The 17,315-nt window shown below is 73.7% G+C and carries 17 protein-coding genes; 10 read left to right on the top strand and 7 right to left on the bottom strand.

Translation table 11 applies throughout. From position 1 onward, the window contains the following. Positions 1-18: 18 nt before the first annotated feature. From AC2D9U_RS02120 to AC2D9U_RS02075, 10 genes are all read left to right on the top strand, one after another. On the top strand, positions 19-1,014 hold the full coding sequence (locus AC2D9U_RS02120) for a TAXI family TRAP transporter solute-binding subunit (RefSeq protein WP_484745948.1): 996 nt from the start codon (positions 19-21) through the stop codon (positions 1,012-1,014). 13 nt (positions 1,015-1,027) lie between these two features. After that, a complete protein-coding gene (locus AC2D9U_RS02115) occupies positions 1,028-2,929 on the top strand; it encodes a TRAP transporter permease (protein ID WP_484745945.1) in 1,902 nt (633 codons plus the stop codon). Then, positions 2,926-3,957, top strand: a complete 1,032-nt coding sequence (locus AC2D9U_RS02110) for an amino acid ABC transporter substrate-binding protein (RefSeq protein ID WP_484745942.1) — start codon at positions 2,926-2,928, stop codon at positions 3,955-3,957. The genes AC2D9U_RS02115 and AC2D9U_RS02110 overlap by 4 nt, the downstream gene beginning before the upstream one ends. 79 nt (positions 3,958-4,036) lie before the next feature. Next, on the top strand, positions 4,037-4,459 hold the full coding sequence (locus AC2D9U_RS02105) for an ATP-binding protein (protein ID WP_484745940.1): 423 nt from the start codon (positions 4,037-4,039) through the stop codon (positions 4,457-4,459). Continuing rightward, positions 4,456-5,244 (top strand): CheR family methyltransferase, encoded by a 789-nt coding sequence (locus AC2D9U_RS02100; RefSeq protein WP_484745937.1) that lies wholly within the window; start codon positions 4,456-4,458, stop codon positions 5,242-5,244. The genes AC2D9U_RS02105 and AC2D9U_RS02100 overlap by 4 nt, the downstream gene beginning before the upstream one ends. Next, on the top strand, positions 5,237-6,367 hold the full coding sequence (locus AC2D9U_RS02095) for a chemotaxis protein CheW (RefSeq protein WP_484745934.1): 1,131 nt from the start codon (positions 5,237-5,239) through the stop codon (positions 6,365-6,367). Before AC2D9U_RS02100 ends, AC2D9U_RS02095 begins: the two co-directional genes overlap by 8 nt. Then, complete coding sequence (locus AC2D9U_RS02090; protein WP_484745932.1) at positions 6,364-7,413, top strand: chemotaxis protein CheB; 1,050 nt, start codon at positions 6,364-6,366, stop codon at positions 7,411-7,413. The genes AC2D9U_RS02095 and AC2D9U_RS02090 overlap by 4 nt, the downstream gene beginning before the upstream one ends. Before the next feature lie 157 nt (positions 7,414-7,570). Then, entirely contained in the window at positions 7,571-8,281 is a 711-nt protein-coding gene (locus tag AC2D9U_RS02085) for a response regulator (protein ID WP_484745929.1), read from the top strand. Continuing rightward, a complete protein-coding gene (locus AC2D9U_RS02080) occupies positions 8,278-10,878 on the top strand; it encodes a chemotaxis protein CheA (protein ID WP_484745926.1) in 2,601 nt (866 codons plus the stop codon). Before AC2D9U_RS02085 ends, AC2D9U_RS02080 begins: the two co-directional genes overlap by 4 nt. A gap of 107 nt (positions 10,879-10,985) precedes the next feature. After that, positions 10,986-11,534 carry a fasciclin domain-containing protein gene (locus tag AC2D9U_RS02075; RefSeq protein WP_484745924.1) on the top strand — a complete coding sequence of 183 codons (549 nt, stop codon included), beginning with the start codon at positions 10,986-10,988 and terminating at the stop codon, positions 11,532-11,534. Between the two features lie 63 nt (positions 11,535-11,597). On the opposite strand, the gene AC2D9U_RS02070 is transcribed toward AC2D9U_RS02075, so the two are convergent. Genes AC2D9U_RS02070 through AC2D9U_RS02040 form a run of 7 tightly spaced genes read right to left on the bottom strand, consistent with a single transcriptional unit; the run spans position 11,598 to position 17,296 of the window. Beyond that, entirely contained in the window at positions 11,598-12,002 is a 405-nt protein-coding gene (locus tag AC2D9U_RS02070) for a RidA family protein (protein WP_484745922.1), read from the bottom strand. Then, positions 11,999-12,460, bottom strand: a complete 462-nt coding sequence (locus tag AC2D9U_RS02065) for an acyl-CoA thioesterase (protein WP_484745920.1) — start codon at positions 12,458-12,460, stop codon at positions 11,999-12,001. The genes AC2D9U_RS02070 and AC2D9U_RS02065 overlap by 4 nt, the downstream gene beginning before the upstream one ends. Beyond that, positions 12,457-14,076 carry an AMP-binding protein gene (locus AC2D9U_RS02060; RefSeq protein ID WP_484745918.1) on the bottom strand — a complete coding sequence of 540 codons (1,620 nt, stop codon included), beginning with the start codon at positions 14,074-14,076 and terminating at the stop codon, positions 12,457-12,459. The genes AC2D9U_RS02065 and AC2D9U_RS02060 overlap by 4 nt, the downstream gene beginning before the upstream one ends. A 4-nt stretch (positions 14,077-14,080) precedes the next feature. Further along, positions 14,081-15,232 (bottom strand): acyl-CoA dehydrogenase family protein, encoded by a 1,152-nt coding sequence (locus AC2D9U_RS02055; protein WP_484745916.1) that lies wholly within the window; start codon positions 15,230-15,232, stop codon positions 14,081-14,083. Beyond that, positions 15,232-16,059 (bottom strand): enoyl-CoA hydratase family protein, encoded by an 828-nt coding sequence (locus AC2D9U_RS02050; protein ID WP_484745914.1) that lies wholly within the window; start codon positions 16,057-16,059, stop codon positions 15,232-15,234. Before AC2D9U_RS02050 ends, AC2D9U_RS02055 begins: the two co-directional genes overlap by 1 nt. Then, positions 16,056-16,577: a MarR family winged helix-turn-helix transcriptional regulator gene (locus AC2D9U_RS02045; RefSeq protein WP_484745913.1), complete on the bottom strand. Its 522-nt coding sequence runs from the start codon at positions 16,575-16,577 to the stop codon at positions 16,056-16,058. The genes AC2D9U_RS02050 and AC2D9U_RS02045 overlap by 4 nt, the downstream gene beginning before the upstream one ends. Continuing rightward, positions 16,574-17,296 (bottom strand): SDR family NAD(P)-dependent oxidoreductase, encoded by a 723-nt coding sequence (locus tag AC2D9U_RS02040; protein WP_484745911.1) that lies wholly within the window; start codon positions 17,294-17,296, stop codon positions 16,574-16,576. The genes AC2D9U_RS02045 and AC2D9U_RS02040 overlap by 4 nt, the downstream gene beginning before the upstream one ends. Positions 17,297-17,315 lie beyond the last annotated feature (19 nt).

Genomic DNA, 17,315 nt, shown 5'->3' with positions numbered 1-17,315 from the left:
TGGGGAAGGATGAGTGACATGGCATTCGTGATTCCGCGCCGCGCGCTGCTGCTGGGCACCGGTGCGGCGCTGGCCGCGCCTTTCGTGCGCACCGCGCAGGCGCAGCAGACCTTCGAATGGGTCGCGGGTTCCGTCGGCGGGGGCTGGTACACCATGGCGGCGGGGCTTTCCTCGCTGATCGCCGAGGAGAACCCCGAGATCCGCATCCGCGTGGTGCCCGGCGGCGGGCTCGCCAATTCCACGCGCGTCAACAACAACCAGTCGGCGATGGGCTGGGGCATCGATACCTTCACCGCCGCCGCCGCGCGGGGCGAGGACCCCTACAACGCCAGGCATGAGCGCCTGCGCAGCCTCGGCACCGGCTACAGCCCGACCGAGCACAACCTGCTCCGCAAGGCGGACGGCCCCGCCGACATGCGCGAGATCCTGACGCAGCGTGGCCTCAGGATCGCCACGCCGCAGCGCAGCAGCACCGACGAGATGACGATGCAGCGCATCCTGCGCTTCCTCGGCACCAGCCCCGACCGGATCCGCGCCGAGGGCGGGCGCTACCTCAACGGCTCCTATGCCGACATCTCGGCCGCCTTCGCCGATGGGCAGGTGGACTATCTCTACGCCGCACTCGCCAAGCCGGCGGCGATCCTGACCGAACTCGGCACCGGCCGGCGCGCGGCGCGGCTGGTGGGCTTCCCCGACGATGTCCGCAAGCACCTGATCGACACCTTCGCCTATGCCGAGGGCATCCTGCCCGCCGCGACCTATCCGGCGTTGCAGAGCGCCGACCTCAAGGTCACGACGATGGACAGCGTCATCCTGGTGCATGACACGCTGCCCGAGGAGGTCGCCTATCGCGTCACCCGCACGCTGATCCGCAACCGCGGGCCGCGGCTGGTCGCGATCCATGCCTCGATGGGCGCCTTCGATCCCGCGACCTCCTGGCGCTATCCGGGCGTGCCGCTGCATCCGGGTGCGGCGCGGGCCTTCCGCGAGGCGGGGGCGATGCCGGCGGCCTGACCGGGCTTCGCGCATGCGCGAACTGACGGGCGCGCTGCGCTGGATCTGCTGGGGCTGGGCCGCCGCGGCTGCGGCGGTGCATCTCTATTTCGGCGGCACGGGCTTCCCCGAGCCGATCCAGATGCGCGGCTTCCACCTGCTGATCTTCACGCCGCTGCTGTTTCTTCTCTATCCGGCGTTGAAATCCTCGCCGAAGCATCGGCCCTCGGCGCTCGACTGGGTCTGGGCCGTGGCCTCGGGCCTGCCGCATGCCTGGGTGATGTGGAACTGGATGGCGGTCGCCGACCGCATGGAATACGTCGATCCCTTCACGCCGATGATGATGGTGCTTGGCATCACCGCCATCGTCACGCTGCTGGAGGCGATCCGCCGCGCCGTGGAGCCGGGCCTTGCCTGGATGGTCGCGGGCTCGCTGGCCTACATGCAATGGGGCTACCTGGTGCCGGGCATCTTCAATGCGCGGCCCTTCACCCCGGCGGAGATCGTCGAGGCCTCCTGGCTCGTGCCCACGGCCGGGGGCATCTATGGCCCGCTGACGGGCATCGTCGCCACCACCATCGCGGTCTTCATCCTGTTCGGCGCCTTCATGCAGGGCAGCGGCACGGGGCGGCTGTTCTCGAACCTCGGGGCGGCGGTGGCGGGGCGCTATTCCGGCGGGCCGGCGAAGGTCTCGGTGATCACCTCGGGCCTGTTCGGCACGATGAGCGGGTCTTCCGTCTCCAACGTCATCACCACGGGCGCGATGACCATCCCGCTGATGGTGCGCGTGGGCTACCGCCCGGCAGTGGCGGGCGGCATCGAGAGCGCGGCCAGCGTGGGTGGGGCGCTGATGCCCCCGGTGATGGGCGCGGCCGCCTTCGTCATGGCCGAGATCACCAACATCCCCTACGGCCAGATCCTGGTCGCCGCCGCCATCGGCGCGGTGCTCTACTACTTCGCCATCCTCTGCGCCGTGCATTTCGAGGCGAAGAAGCTCGGCCTCTCGCCCATGGCCTTCGAGGACATCCCCGCCTGGCGGGAGGTGCTGGCGGATGCGCATCTGGTGCTGCCCATCGCCGTGCTGGTCTGGCTGCTGACCGAGCGCTGGTCGGGCAACTACGCCGCCTTCTGCGCCACCATCGCGATGGTGCTGGTGGCGATGCTGCGCCGGCGCTCGCGCATGTCGCTGCGCGACATCCTCGACAGCCTGGCCAGCGCGGGGCTCACCATGGCGCCGCTCGCGGTCTCCATCGCCGGCGCGGGCATCGTGGTCTCGGCGCTGACCGCGACGGGGATGGTCGTGGCCTTCGGGGGCATCATCAAGGGCCTCGCGGATGGCAATCTCGGCCTGCTGCTGGTGCTGCTGGCGGCCACTGTGCTGATCCTCGGCCTCGGGATCCCGACCACACCCGCCTACATCATCGCCGCCGCCATCGGCGTGCCGCAGGTGCTCGAACTCGGGCGGAGCATCGGCGTGGATCCGCTGGCCGCACATCTCTTCACCTTCTACTTCGCGGTGATCGCGGATGCGACGCCTCCGGTCGCGGCGGCGGCCTTCGCGGCGGCGGCCATCGCCAAGGCGAGCCCGACCATCACCTCCATCCACGCCACGCGCTTCGGCATCGCCGGCTTCACCGTTGGCTTCGCCTTCATCTACGACCCGGGGATCATGCTGCGCGGCTCGATCCTCGACATCCTGACGGCGACCTCGATCCAGGTCATCGCGCTGACGCTGATCACATCGAGCTATGCCGGCTACCTGCTCGCGCCGCTGCCGAAGCTGCTGCGCCTGATGATGGGGGTGGCGGGACTCGCGGCCGCCTTCGCGCATATGCTGGACGACACCACCCGCCTGCTGCTCGGCGCGGCGGTGCTGGGCGGCATCGCGGCCGCGCAATTCGTGACTTCACGCAACAAACAGGGAGCAACGCCGTGACCATCCGCAGCACCATCCTCGCCCTGGCCGGCATGGCCCTGGCCTTGCCCGCCTTCGCCCAGAGCACCGCAGCACCCGGCCCGACGCTGACCGCCGTGCGCGCCAAGGGCGCCATCGATTGCGGCGCGCATCCCGGCGCGCCGGGCTTCGGCGTCATGGACAGCCGCGGCATCTACACCGGGCTCGAGGCCGATACCTGCCGGGCCCTCGCGGCCGCGGTCTTCGGCGATGCGTCGAAGGTGCGTTGGGTGGTCGTGACCTCCGCCGCGCGCCTGCCCGCGCTGCAATCGGGCCAGATCGACGTGCTGCCGCGCACCACCACCTGGACGCAGTCGCGCGACACGGCGAACGGGCTGAACTTCACGGCGGTGAATTTCTACGACGGCCAGGGCTTCCTGGTGCGCCGGTCCTCCGGCGTCACGCGCGCCGCGCAACTCGATGGCGCGACCTTCTGCGTCACCTCCGGCACCACGAACGAGCTGAACCTTGCGGATTGGGCGCGCAGCAACCGCCTCACCATCCGCCCCGTGGTGTTCGAGCAGAATGACGAGACGCGCATCGCCTACCAGTCCGGCCGCTGCGATGTCTTCACCACCGACGCGAGCCAGCTCGCCGGCATCCGCTCCGCCCTGCCCAACCCGGCCGACCATGTGGTGCTGCCCGACATCATCTCGAAGGAACCGCTTGCCGTCGCGGTGCGGCATGGCGACGACCAGTGGTTCGACATCGTGCGCTGGACCATCTTCGCGCTGATCGAGGCCGAGGAACTCGGCGTCACCCAGGCCAATGTGGATGAGATGCTGCGCTCCGAGCGGCCCGAGATCCGCCGCCTGCTCGGTGTGTCGGGCGACCATGGGCCCTTCATGGGGCTGGATCGGCGCTGGGCCTACAACGCGATCAAGGCGGTGGGCAATTACGGCGAGATCTTCGAACGCCATCTCGGCCGCAACACCCCCATCGGCCTGCCGCGCGGCGTGAATGACCTGTGGACCCGTGGTGGGCTGATGTACGCGCCCCCGATCCGCTGAGGCAGGGCAGGGGGCCAGGGAGTTTCATTCCGGCCCCTTCCTGCACTACCCTCGCGGCAACCAACCAGGCGGAGCCGCCGTGACGTCCGAATCGCTCGCCCTCTCGATCGCGCCCGCCACCGAGGAGGTGCCGGTGCTGCTCGACGCCATCGAGGCCTATTGCGAGCGCGAGGACCTCTCCCCCGTCACCGCGCACCGCCTGGCCGTGGTGGTGGAGGAACTCGCCGCCAATGTCGCCATGCATGGCGCGACCGGGGAGGGGGCGGCCAGCTTCGTCGCCGTCACCATCACGCGCGAGGGCGACACGCTGACCGCGACCGTCGAGGATGACGGCCGGCCCTTCGACCCCCTGGCGCGCGAGGCGGTGGATACCGGCGCCGCGCTGGAGGACCGCGACATCGGCGGCCTCGGCGTGCATTTCGCCCGCACCATGGCGCGCGAGATCGCCTATCAGCGCCGGGGCGGGCGCAACCGCGTCACCGCCCTGTTCGACGCCGCATGAGCCCGGCGGCGGGCCACGCCGCCATGCCCGCGCCCTTCGCCCCGGTGCTGGCCGCGCTGCGCGACTTCGCCGGCCTCGCCCCGAGCCCCGTGCTGGTCAACCGGCTGCACCGCGCCGCCCCGCTGGCCACGCGCGTCGGCGCGCGCGCGCCGCGCCTCGATGATCCGGACTGGGCGGCGCTGCTCGATGCCGTGACGGTGCCCGAGACGCGGATGTTCCGCGCCGCCCCGCAACTCGCCGCCTTCCGCAGCCAGGTCCTGCCGGGCCTCGTCGCCCGCGCCGGGCCGGGCCCGCTGCGCCTCGTCTCCGCCGGCTGCGCCACGGGCGAGGAGGCCTGGACCCTGGCGATGCTGGCCGCCGGCGCGGCGCCGCGCTGGCAGGTGCAGGGCCTCGACCTCTCCCGCCCGGCGCTGGAGGCGGCCGAGCGGGCCCGCTACCATCGCGGCCCGCCCGACGCGCTGCGCGAGGTGCCGGTGGGCGATCGCGCGGCGCTGCATCTGCGCGATGACAGCTTTGAACCCGCCCCGGCGCTGCGCGAGCATGTGCGCTTCACCCATGCCAATCTGCTGGAGGCCGAGATCCCCCCCGCCGAGGCGATCCTCTGTCGCAATGTGCTGATCTACCTGACCGAGGCGGCCCGCGCGCAGGTGCTGGCCCGGCTGGTGGCCGCGCTCCGCCCCGGTGGCGTGCTGCTGCTGGGCGCGACCGACCGCCCCGCCCCCGCGCTCGGCCTGCGCCCGCTGGGGCGAGAGGGGCTGGGGCTCTGGACCCGGGGCGATGACTGAGGCGCTGGGGCTGATCGCGGGTGGCCGCTGCTGGCGCCTGCCGCCGGGCGCGCAGGTGGTGCCGGCGCAGATGCTCCGCCCCGCGCCGCTCGCCCGGCCCGGGCTGCTCGGCATCACCATGCTGGGCGAGTTGGGCGTGCCGGTGCTCGCCGCCGCGCCGGGCCTGCCGGGGGGCTCTGCCTGGGTGCGCCTCGCGGAGGGCGTGCTGGTCGCCGGCGAGGCCCTGGCCGAGAGCGTTCCCGCCGAGGCGGCGCTGCTCGCGCCCGCGCTGCCCGCTGCGCGCCCCGTGCCGCCCGCCACGCCGCCCGCGGATGGCGAGGGCTGGGTGGTGCCGGCCCGGGGGGGCCGGGCGCGCATCGCCGGGCTGGCGGCGGAGCTTGGCGCGCTACGGCTCGTGCTGCCCTTCGCGGCGATGGAGCGCGTGATCGACCTGCCCGCGCTGCGCCCCGCCCCGGGGGCCGCGCCCCTCGCCCAGGGCTTTGCCGTGGCGGGGGGGGAGGCGGTGCTGGTGCTCGACCCCGGGAGCCTTGCGGGCCAGGCCGAGCGTGCTGCGCCCAGCCTGCTCGCGTTGTTCCGCCATGCCGGGCGGCGCTTCGGCCTGCCCTGCGCACGCATCGGCCCGGCCGAACCCGGCGAGGCCACGCTGGCCGCGCGGCTCGATGCGCTGCTGGCGCAATTGCCGGAGGCCCCGCTGGCGCAGCCGCGCCTCGCCCCCGCGCCCGAGCCGATGCGTGGCCTGCTGCTGGCCCGCGTCGGCGACCTCGCCTTCGCCCTGCCGGTGGAGGAGGCGCTGGCCGCCATCCCGCCGCTCGCCCCGACGCCCGTGCCGGGGCACGCGGCCGGCATCGTCGCGCATCGCGGCGATGTGCTGCCGGTGCGCGATGGCGGCCTTGCCCTGGGCCAGGCGGCGGTGCTGGCGCCGGGCCGCGCCTTGCCCCTGCTGCGGCTGAACCTGCCCTTCCCGGTGGCGCTCGCCGTCTCCGCCGTGACCGGGTTGCGGCAGGTGCCCGCGCGCCTGCTCTCCGCCACGGGCGGGGAGGGCGCGCTGGTTGCCGCCATCGCGGGCCTGCCGGAAGGGCCGCTCCCGGTACTGCGCGCCGGCCTGCTGGCGGGTGCGCCATGATCCGCGTGCTGGTGGCCGACGACAGCGGCTTCATGCGCCTCGCGCTGCGGCGGATCATCGAGGCCGAGGGCGATCTGCGCGTGGTGGGCGAGGCCGCGGATGGCGAGGCCGCGGTGGAGCAGGCGGCGCGGCTGCGCCCCGATGTCATCGCCATGGATGTCGAGATGCCGCGCCTGGATGGGCTGGAGGCGACGCGCCGCGTCATGGCGCTGCCCGACCCGCCGGCGGTGTTGATGGTGAGCCACCACACGCGGGAGGGCTCGGCCACCACGCTGGCCGCCCTCGATCGCGGGGCGGTGGATTTCCTGTGCAAGGATGGCGATCTCGGCGGCGTCGATCTCGGCATGCTGGACCGCGAGTTGCGCCCGCGCCTGCGCCATTGGGCGGCGCAGCGCATCGTGGTGCGCCCCGCCGCGCGCGGCGCCGCCCCGGTGCGGGAGGTGCGCGCGGGCGGGGGGTGCGATCTGGTGGTGGTGGGCGCCTCCACCGGCGGGCCGGATGCGCTGGCGGCCTTCCTGGCCGCGGCCGGGCGGCTGCCCGTGCCCTGCGTGGTGGCGCAGCACATGCCGAGCGAACTGGCCCCGGACCTGGCGCAGCATCTCGCCCGGCTGTCGGGCATGCCGGTGGGGGTGGGGCTGGCCGGGCAGCGGCTGCATCCGGGCGAGGTCATCGTCATCCCCGGCGGCACGGATGGGCATGTGGCGCGGCGCACCGCGGGCCAGGGGGCGGGGGAGTCGGGCTTCGCCTTGCGCCTCGCCACCGGGCCCGGCGCGGTGCATCCTTCGGTCGATCTGCTGTTCCACTCGGCCGCCCTGGTGGCGCGCCGCGCGCTGGGCGTGGTGCTCACCGGCATGGGGCGGGACGGGGCGGAGGGCGCGCGTGCGATGCGGGAGCGGGGCATGCCGGTCCTGGCACAGAGCCTGGCGAGCTGCGTGGTGGCGGGCATGCCCGGCGCCGTGATCGGCGCCGGCCTTGCCGTGGAGAATGCCGACCCGGCCGCGCTCGGCCGGCGCGTGGCGGGGCTGGCGACGGAGCCCGTCGCATGAGGCCGCCGGTCACCTGCGGTGACTCGCCGGCTTGTTGCTGGCGCCCTCAAGCGCCGGGCGCGCGCTCCGCGCGCTTGGCTCGCCGCACGCGCGGCGGGCGCCATTCGGCGCCTCGCCCGCCTGTGGCGGCCGCAGGATTGGGCGAAAGACCATCCTCATGACGCTCGATCGCGACCTTCTCGACGCCTTCCTGCCCGAATTCGCGGCCGAGGCCGCACGGCTGGGCGCGGCGCCCGATGCCGCCGCCGCGACCCGCGCGCTGGATCAGCTCCGGGCGATGGCCGGGGCGCTCGGCTCGGCCTCTCTCGCGCGGCTCGCCGAGCAGGTGGTGGTCGACCCCTTCGACCCCGCCGTGCTTGCCGCCGCCGCCACGGCGCTGGCCGAGCAGGCGGCGCGGATCGGCGCCGCCGGGGCCGAGGTCGCGCTGCCGGAACCCGTGGCGGAAGCCCCGCCGCCCACGGCGCGCTGCCGGGTGCTGGTGGTGGATGACAGCGCCATGATGCGCCGCCTGGTGCGTGAGACCCTGGCGCTGGACCCCGATTTCACCGTGGTGGGGGAGGCGCCGGATGGCCGCGTCGCCCTCACGCTGATGCGGGAGCTGACCCCCGACCTCACCATGCTCGATATCGAGATGCCCGAGCTGGATGGGCTGGGCGTGCTGCGGGAGATGGCGCTGGCCGGCGGCGGGCCGGTGGTGGTGGTGAGTTCCGCCGCCCGGCCCGGCTCGGCCGTGGCGCTGGCGGCACGGCGGCTGGGCGTGGCGGGGATCGTGGCCAAGCCCTCCGGCGCGCTCTCGCCCGATCTGCGCGAACGCCAGGGGGCGGCGATGCTGCGCACGGCGCGGCGCGCCGCGGGGCTGCCGCCATGATCGACGACGAGGCCCTCTGGCAGGAATTCGCCGCCGAATCCGAGGAACATCTCGACGCGATCGAGCGCCTGCTCGCCGCCGGCGGCACGGCAGACCGGCCGGCGGTGGACCGGCTGTTCCGTGCCTTCCACTCGCTCAAGGGCATGTCGGATGCGCTCGGCGCGCCGGGGATGAAGGACATCGCGCATCGCGCGGAGGACATCCTGGGCCTCGCCCGCAACGGCAAGGTCGTGGTCGAGGGCATGGTGGCCGATGCGCTGCTCGCCGCCGTCGATGCGCTGCGCCGCCAGCGTGGCGCGGTGCTGGCGACGCACCAGGATGCACCCGCGCCGCCGGCCTTGCTGGCGCGGCTCGGCGCCCTGGCCGATGCGCCGGCGGCCGCGCCGCGCCCCGTCACCCCCGCCGCGCCGGCCAGCCCGGCGCAGGACATGCTGCTCGGCGTGCTGGCCTCGCGCGCCGAATCGGCCGCGCCGCTGCTCGCGGGCCTCGCCGCCGGGCGGGACGCGGCGGCGCTGCGCGAGGCGGCGGAACTGGCCGAGGCGGCCGATCTGCTGGCGCTGCATCGCCTCGCCCAGCATCTGCGCGACCTCGCCGCCCGCGCCGGCACGCCCGCCGCGCTGCCGGTGCTGGGCGCGCTGCGCCGCGCTTTGGGGCTGCTGGCCGAACGCGCGGGCGAGCCGGCCGGCGCCGCCGCACTCGCCCCGCCCGAAAGCCTCGCCGCCGCCGCGCTCGGCCCGCGCCTCGCCGCACTCGCCCTGCTGACCGAGGCCGCGATGCAGGGCGAGGAAGCCGCGCCCGCCAGCGAGGCCGCGCTGGAGGCCGCCGCCATCGCCGCGGGCTTCGGGCTCGACCCGCTTGAGAAGCTGCTGCTGCTGCTGGGCGACCTGGCCGATCGCGCCGGCGAGGCCGATGGCGCGGAGGCGCTGGCCACGCAAGGCCCGCTGCTCGCCGATCGGCTGCGCGCCTTGGCTGAGGGCGGCCTGCCCGCGCTGCGCGCCGCGCCCGACCATGTCTCCGCGGCGGATGCCGCCGATCCGCGCCTGCCGCCGGCCTACCTGCCGCTGCTCGGCCCCGAGGGACGGCGGCGCGTGCTCGCCGCGCTCGATGCCGGGCGGACGCTCTACCGCCTGCGCCTCGCCACCGATGCGGGGGCGGAGGCCGAGGCCGCGCTGACCGCCGCGCTGACCGCCGAGGCCGAGGTGCTGACCAGCCGCACCGTGCTCGACGCCACGCCGCCGCAGCTCGACATGCTGGTGGCCGGCCCGCCGGAGATCGAGGCGCTCTCCCGCGCTTTGACCGCCGCCGATCCGGCGCGCCGGCTGGTGCTGGAACTCGCCCCCGTCGCCGCCACGCCGCAGGAGGCCACGGGGCCCGGCCGCAGCGCGCCGGTGACGCTGCGCGTGCGGCAGGAAACCGTGGACCAGATCATCGGCCTGGAGGCCGAGGTGCGCGCCGCCGCCCTCGCCGTGGCCGAGACGCTGGAAGAGGGCGGGGCGAGCGAGGCGCTGGCCGCCCTCGGCGCGCTCGCCCGGCGCCTGCCCGGCGGACCCGCGCGCGAATTGGGCGCAGCACTCGACCGGCTGCGCGCGGTGCAGGAAGGCCTCGCCCGGGCCGAGAATCGGCTCGCCGTGGGCATGCGGCGGCTGGACGATGCGGTGATGGAGCTGCGCGTCGTGCCCGTCGGCACGCTCTTCGCCCGGCTGCCGCGCGTGGTGCGCGCCGTGGCCCAGGCCTCCGGCAAGGAGGTCGAGCTGGTGCTGGAGGGCGAGGACGTGACCATCGACCGCTCGCTGGTCGAACTGTTGGCCGACCCCCTGCTGCATCTCACGCGCAACGCCGTGGACCACGGGATCGAGACGCCGGCCCAGCGCCAGGCCGCCGGCAAGCCGGCGCGCGCCGTGCTGCGCGTCTCCGCGGCGCGGCGGATGGGCCAGGTGCGGGTGCGCGTCTCCGACGATGGGCGCGGCATCGATTCGGTCCGGGTGCTCGCGCGCGCCGTCGATCGCGGGCTGCTGAGCGAGGCCCAGGCGGCCCGTATGGATGAGGAAGCCGCGCATGGCCTGCTCTTCCGCCCCGGCTTCTCGACCGCCGAGACCATCACCGAGACCTCCGGCCGCGGCGTGGGGCTGGATGTGGTGCAGGATGCGGTGCGACGGGCCGGGGGCACGGTGGAGATCGCCTCCGCCCTCGGCCAGGGCACCAGCTTCACGCTGCGCCTGCCGCTGACCGCCGCGGTGCAGCCGGTGCTGCTGGTGGAGGTGGCGGGGCACCCCTATGCGCTGCCCGCCGCGCGGGTCGAGGCCGTGCTGGCCGGCGATGCGGCGCCGGGCTGCGAGGTGCTGCGCCTGGCGGACATCCTCGGCGCCGAGTCGGTCCCGGGCGGGGCCGCGGCGGGGGGCATCGTGCTGCTGAAATCGGGCGGGCGGAGCTTCGGCCTGGTGGTGGAGCGCGTGCAGCGCCGCACCGATCTGCTGCTGCGCCCGCTGCATCCTTCCCTTGCAGGGCTTGCCGCGATTGGCGGCGTGGGTGTGCTGGGCAATGGCGAGCCGGTGGTGGTGCTGGAACCCGACGGGATGGCGCCGCACGCTGGCGGGTGAGCGGCGCTGGACGCCCCGCTGGACGCCCCTGGCGCGGGGCGCTACCACCGACGCGATAGGCCGCGCCGGGCCCTGGCCCGCCGGTGGACGACAGGAAGGACTTGCCCGTGATCTCCCGACGCCATGCGATCGCCGCCGCCGGCCTGACGATGCTGCTGAGCGCTTGCGCCAACCCCGCCCGCGTGGTGCCGGAGGATGGCACCATCGACCTGCTGACCCTGCTGCGCAGCAAGCCCGAGCATGCCCGCTTCATGGCGCTGCTGGAGAGCAGCGGGCTTGCCTCGCGAATCGGCCGCGCCAACGGTCCCGTGACGCTCTTCGTGCCGACCAACGAGAACATGGCGCGCCTGCCGGCGGCGACCCTGGCGCTGATCGATCGCCCGGCGGCCTCGCTGGACGCGGCGCAGCGCGCACAGCTTGCGGCGCTGGTTTCGGCGAACGCCGCCTTCGGGCTGCTGCGGCTGCAGGACATCCAGCCGCGCAATGGCCGCGTCGTGACCTGGGACCGCGCACGACTGACGATCGCGGCCACCGGGCCGCGCACCGCGACCATCACCCGCCCCGGTGCGGCCGCGCCCGTCACGATCACGCGCGCGGATGTGCTGGCCTCCGACGGCGTGTTCCACATCACGAGCGGCCTGATCCTCCCGGCCTGACGCCCCCGGAACGCGCCGGTCAGATCGCCGCGTCTGACCTGAGACGCCTGTCGGGTCCGCGGTTCAGTCCGGGATCAGGGCGGTGGCCTCGATCTCGACGCGCGCCTCGGGCTCGACCAGCGCCACCACCTGCACCAGCGCCATGGCCGGGAAGTGCCGGCCCATGACGGCGCGATAGGCGGGGCCGAGTTCGGCCAGGTTGGCCCGGTATTCGGCCATGTCCACCACATACCAGGTGAGGCGCCCGATATGTTCCGGCCCGCCGCCGGCCTCGGCCAGCACGGCGAGGATGTTGGCGAGCGCCTGGCGCGTCTGCGCGACAAGGCCTTCGGGGAAGCGGCCCTGCGCATCCCAGCCGACCTGCCCGCCGACCAGCACGGTGCGCCCACGCCCGACCATGCCGTTCGCATAGCCGCGCGGCGCGGGCCAGCCGGGCGGCTGGAGCGCGGTGAGGGGGGATTCGCTCATGTGGCGCAACGCTCCTGATAGGCCGCCAGGGCGGCACGCAGATCATCCGGGATCGGCACGGCGCGGCGGGCGTCGAGGTCGGTGGTGGCGGTGACGAGGTGCAGGCGCACCAGCTCCTGCTGCCCGCGATGCACATGCACGGTCAGCGCATAGGAAGCGCCGCCGATCCGCGTCACCAGCGGCGTGATCAGCACGCGGTCGCCCATCAGCCCGGGGGAGAAGAAATCCGCCTCGGCATGGGCGAAGCCGGTGCCCAGGCGCCGCCGGCCATGCAGGTCGTGGAAATCGACCTCGAGTTCCTCGACGAACAGATCCTCGATCGCGCCATTGGCGAGCGCGAACCAGGCGGCGAAGAAGACGATCCCCGCCGGATCGCAATCGCCGAAGCGGATGCGCGCGGGCGTGCGGAAGGCCCCCAGCGGCAGCGCCGAGAACGGCAAGGGGCTGGGGCGGCTCACTGCCCCGAAGCCACCTGCTGCGCTGCCAGCTGGCGCAGCGTGAAGCGTTGCAGCTTGCCCGTGCCGGTGCGCGGCAGGGCGGGCACGAAGACCACGCTGCGCGGGTATTTGTAGGGCGCGATCTCGGCCTTCACATGGTCCTGCAGCGCGCGCACCAGCGTGGCGTCGCCCGTGAAGCCCGGCTTGAGCACGACATAGGCGCGCACCACCATCCCGCGCTCGGCATCCGGGGCGCCGACCACGCCACATTCGGCGACGGCGGGATGGGTGAGCAGGGCGGATTCCACCTCCGGCCCGGCGATGTTGTAGCCGGCCGAGACGATCATGTCGTCGTTGCGCGCCTGGTACCAGAAATAGCCGTGCTCATCCTGCACATAAGTGTCGCCGGTGATGTTCCACCCGCCCTCGACATACTGCGCCTGGCGCGGGTCATCGAGGTAGCGGCAGCCCGTCGGGCCCCGCACCGCCAGCCGGCCGGGCGTGCCGCGCTTGGCTTCCGCCCCGGCGGCGTCGAGCACCCGCGCCTCATAGCCCGGCACGGCGATGCCCGTGGAACCCGCGCGGATGCGCCCGGGCGGGGCGGCGATGAAGATGTGCAGCATCTCGGTCGAGCCGATGCCATCCATCAGCTCGAGCCCCGTCGCCGCCTGCCAGGCCTCGAAGATCGGCTTGGGCAGCGCCTCCCCGGCCGAGACGCATCGGCGCAGGCTCGAGAGGTCATGCTGCCCGGCCAGCCCGGCCATGACGCGATAGGCGGTGGGCGCGGTGAAGCACACGCTCGCGCGGTAGCGCGCGATGGCGGCGGGCAGATCCTCCGGCGGCGCGCGCTCCAGCAGCACGGTGGTGGCGCCGAGGTGGAAGGGGAAGAGCACCAGCCCGCCGAGCCCGAAGGTGAAGGCGAGCGGCGGCGAGCCGATGAAGATGTCCGCGGGCGTGGCCTGCAGCACCTGCGCGCCATAGGAATCGCAGACCGCCAGCAGGTCGCGGTGGAAATGCAGCGTGCCCTTGGGCTCACCGGTGGACCCGCTCGTGAAGCCGATGAGGCAGACATCCTCCGCCGCCGTGTCGCAGGCGGCGAAGGGCAGGCTGGCCTCGGCCATCAGCCCCTCGAGCATGCCATCGCCCCAGGTCGCGATCTGCACGAGGTCCGGCGCCTCGGCCTTGCGGAGTTCCTCGATCAGCCGCGCATCGCACAGCGCATGGGTGATGCGCGCCTTGCGGCAGACTTGGCCGAGTTCCTTCGCGCGCAGCAGCGGCATGGTGCCCACCGCGATGCCGCCCGCCTTGAACACGGCGAGGAAGGCGGCCGCCATCCAGGCATTGTTCATCCCCCGCAGCAGCACGCGATTGCCGGGGATGAGGCCGAGCCGCCGCACCAGCACATCGGCGAGGCGATCCACGCGCTCGGCGAATTGGCGGTAGGTGAGGGTCTCCGCTGGGGTGACGATGGCCGGGTGATCGCCGCGCGCGGCGAGGTTGGCGTCGAGCAGCGCCACGGCGGCGTTGAGCCGCGGCGGGTAGCGGAATTCCGGCCGGTCCAGCAGCAGGTCCGGCCATTGCGCGCGCGGCGGCAGGTGGTCGCGGGCGAAGCTGTCGAGATGGGCGCTGGGTTCCATGCCGCTACTCCACGCGATCGCGTTCGGCGCGGGCGATGACCACGCGCTGGATCTCCGAGGCCCCCTCATAGACCCGCAGCGCGCGGACCTCGCGATAGAGTTCCTCCGCCTTGTGGCCGCGCGTCACGCCGAGCCCGCCATGGATCTGCACGTTGCGGTCGGCGCAGCGCTGCGCGGCCTCGGTGGCGTGCAGCTTCGCCATGCTGGCCTCGCGCGAGACGCGGGGCGTGCCCTGGTCCTTGAGCCAGGCGGCGCGATAGACCAGCAGCGCCGAGGCCTCGACATCCACCGCGCTGTCGGCGATGGCGGCCTGGGTCATCTGCTGGTCGAAGAGCGGACCGCCGAAGAGGTTGCGCGTGGTGGCGCGCGCCACCGTCATGTCGAAGGCACGCCGCGCGAAGCCGAGCGCCGCCGCGCCGACGGTCGCGCGGAACACGTCGAGCGTCGCCATCGCGACCTTGAACCCTTCGCCCGGCGCGCCGATCAGGTCGTCGCGCGTCACCCGCAGCCCCGCGAAGCGCAGCGTGGCGAGGGGGTGGGGCGCGGTGACCTCGATGCGGTTCTCGATGATCAGGCCGGGGGAATCGGCATCGACGATGAAGGCGGAGAGGCCGCGCGCGCCCGGCGCCTCGCCGGTGCGGGCGAAGACGATGTAGTGGCCGGCGATGCCGCCATTGCTGATCCAGGTCTTGGCGCCATCCAGCCGCCAGGCATTGCCATCCGGCGTCGCCGTGGTGGCGAGCGCGGCGACATCGCTGCCGGCCTCGGGCTCGCTCAGCGCGAAGGCGGCCAGCGCGGTGCCGGCCCGCGCGGCGGGCAGGATGCGCGCGCGCTGGGCCTCGGTCCCGAACAGCGTGACGGGCCCGGTGCCGAGCCCCTGCATGGCGAAGGCGAAATCCGCGAGTCCGCTGTGCCGCGCGAGGATGTCGCGCGCGATGCACAGCGCCCGCACATCGAGCCTGCCATCGGCGGGGCAGGGCACGCGCAGCAACCCCGCCGCGCCCATGGCCCGCGCGAGGGCGATGACGGAGCCATCCGCGTCGTGCTCATCCGACAGCGCGGCGGCGTGCCGCGTGGCGAAGGCCTCGACCTCGCGCGCCCAGTCACGGTGGCGCGGTTCGAAGAAGGGCCAGTCGAGGAAGGAAGAATCAGCCATCAGTCGCCCTTGAACACCGGCCGCTGCTTCGCGACGAAGGCGTCATGGGCGCGCCGGAAATCCTGCGTGGTCATGCACAGCGCCTGGGCCACGGCCTCGGCCTCGATGGCCTGTTCCACCGACATGGCCCATTCCATCTGCAACATGCGCTTGGTCATGGCATTGGCGAAGCTCGGCCCTTCGGCGATGCCGCGCGCCAGCGTCGCCGCCTGCTCCGCGAGTGCTTCGGGTGCGTGCAGCGCGTTGAAGAAACCCCAGGCCAGGCCTTCCTCCCCGCCGAGCGCGCGGCCGAGATAGAGCAGCTCGCTCGCCCGCCCCTGGCCGATGATCCGCGGCAGGATGGCGCAGGCGCCCATGTCGCAGCCCGCGAGACCCACGCGGTTGAACAGGAAGGCCACCTTGGCGCGCGGCGTGCCCAGGCGCAGGTCCGAGGCCATGGCGATGATCGCCCCCGCCCCGGCGCAGATGCCATCCACCGCCGCGATGATCGGCTGCGGGCAGGCGCGCATCGCCTTCACCAGTTCGCCCGTCATGGCCGTGAACTGCATCAGCCCCTTGGTGTCGCGATCGAGCAGCGGGCCGATGATCTCATGCACGTCGCCGCCCGAGCAGAAATTGCCGCCCGCGCCGGTGACGATGAAGGCGCGCACCGCGTCGTCATGCGCCGCGGCGCGCAGGATGGCCGCCATCTCCGCATAGCTGTCGAAGGTCAGCGGGTTCTTGCGCTCCGGCCGGTCGAGCGTGAGCGTGGCCACCGCGCCTTCGACGGTCAGGCGAAGATGCTGGGCGCGATAGGCCGCGAGCGGGCCCTGGATGGCGGTGATCATGCGCTGTCCTTGGCGGTGAGCGCCGCACGGACCGAAGCCTTCGTGCGGCCGAGCAGGGCGAAGAGGCTGATGCGCATGCCGGGCGGGATGCTGCCGAGAAGCTCCGCCACCCATTCCTCATGCGCCGCCGATTGGCGGGCGAAGTCGCGCCTGCCCTTGGCGGTCAGGCGCAGCAGATGGGCGCGCCGGTCGCCCGGCACGGCGCGGCGCTCGACCAGCCCCTCGGCCTCCAGCCGCGCGGCGAGGCCGGTGACGTTGCCGTTGCTCACCATCATCCGGCGCGAGACCTCGCCCAGCGTCAGCCCGGCGGGCGCGCGATCCAGCGCCGCCAGCAGGTCGAAGCGCGGCAGGGTGGTGTCGAAGTCGCGCCGCAGGCGGGTGCGGATCTCGCTTTCGATCAGCGTCGTGCAGGTCAGCAGCCGCAGCCACAGCCGCAACTCGTCCTTGTGGCCGGGGGGGGCGTGGGAGAGGCCGGTCTCGGCATCGATGGCGCCCGCGTGCTGGTCATCGGGTGTCATGTCTCGCCTCCATCCACCGCGATGGCCTGGCCGTTGAGGGCGCCGCTGCCCGGCTGGCAGAGCGCGAGCACGGCGGCGGCGACCTCTTGCGGCTGCACGAGGCGGTGCTGCGGATTGTGCTTCGCCAGTTCCTGCCGCGCCTGTTCGGGGCTGCGCCCGGTGCGCGCGACGATCAGCGCCACGCTCTCGGCCACGATGTCGGTATCGGTGAAGCCGGGGCAGATGGCGTTCACCGTGACACCCCTGGTCGCCACTTCCTGGGCCAGGGCGCGGGTGAAGCCGAGCAGCCCGTGCTTCGCCGTGGTGTAGGCCGTGACATAGGCATAGCCCTTCAGCGCGGCGGTGGAGGCGATGTTCACCACGCGGCCGAAGCCCGAATCGATCATGCCCGGCAGCACGGCGCGCGTGGCGGCGACCGCGCCCATGACGTTGACGCGCCACATCAGCTCGAACAGCGCATCATCGGATTTCAGGAAGGGCGCGCTTTCCGCAATGCCGGCTGCGTTCACCAGGATGTCGCAGGCGGGCAGGGGCGGCAGCGCGGTGACATCCGCCACCAGGAAACCCGCCGCATGGCCGGCCTCGACGACCGCGCGCAGCCTTGCTTCCCGCCGGCCGAGGATGGTCACATGCAGCCCCGCCCGGGTGAGCGCGTCGGCACAGGCAGCGCCGATGCCGCTGCCACCACCCGTCACCAAGGCGCGCCTGACCTGGACCATCCGGACCCTCTCAATGCTT

This window comes from Roseomonas sp. TF40 (assembly GCF_057219975.1).
This window is presented reverse-complemented; position numbering and strand designations above follow the sequence as displayed.

Excerpts from the sequence above, each read along its gene's own strand:
- AC2D9U_RS02120 (WP_484745948.1), top strand. The coding sequence starts at position 19 with ATGGCATTCGTGATTCCGCGCCGCGCGCTGCTGCTGGGCACCGGTGCG.
- AC2D9U_RS02115 (WP_484745945.1), top strand. The coding sequence starts at position 1,028 with ATGCGCGAACTGACGGGCGCGCTGCGCTGGATCTGCTGGGGCTGGGCC.
- AC2D9U_RS02100 (WP_484745937.1), top strand. The coding sequence starts at position 4,456 with ATGAGCCCGGCGGCGGGCCACGCCGCCATGCCCGCGCCCTTCGCCCCG.
- AC2D9U_RS02095 (WP_484745934.1), top strand. The coding sequence starts at position 5,237 with ATGACTGAGGCGCTGGGGCTGATCGCGGGTGGCCGCTGCTGGCGCCTG.
- AC2D9U_RS02090 (WP_484745932.1), top strand. The coding sequence starts at position 6,364 with ATGATCCGCGTGCTGGTGGCCGACGACAGCGGCTTCATGCGCCTCGCG.
- AC2D9U_RS02085 (WP_484745929.1), top strand. The coding sequence starts at position 7,571 with ATGACGCTCGATCGCGACCTTCTCGACGCCTTCCTGCCCGAATTCGCG.
- AC2D9U_RS02080 (WP_484745926.1), top strand. The coding sequence starts at position 8,278 with ATGATCGACGACGAGGCCCTCTGGCAGGAATTCGCCGCCGAATCCGAG.
- AC2D9U_RS02070 (WP_484745922.1), bottom strand. The coding sequence starts at position 12,002 with ATGAGCGAATCCCCCCTCACCGCGCTCCAGCCGCCCGGCTGGCCCGCG.
- AC2D9U_RS02060 (WP_484745918.1), bottom strand. The coding sequence starts at position 14,076 with ATGGAACCCAGCGCCCATCTCGACAGCTTCGCCCGCGACCACCTGCCG.
- AC2D9U_RS02055 (WP_484745916.1), bottom strand. The coding sequence starts at position 15,232 with ATGGCTGATTCTTCCTTCCTCGACTGGCCCTTCTTCGAACCGCGCCAC.
- AC2D9U_RS02050 (WP_484745914.1), bottom strand. The coding sequence starts at position 16,059 with ATGATCACCGCCATCCAGGGCCCGCTCGCGGCCTATCGCGCCCAGCAT.
- AC2D9U_RS02045 (WP_484745913.1), bottom strand. The coding sequence starts at position 16,577 with ATGACACCCGATGACCAGCACGCGGGCGCCATCGATGCCGAGACCGGC.
- AC2D9U_RS02040 (WP_484745911.1), bottom strand. The coding sequence starts at position 17,296 with ATGGTCCAGGTCAGGCGCGCCTTGGTGACGGGTGGTGGCAGCGGCATC.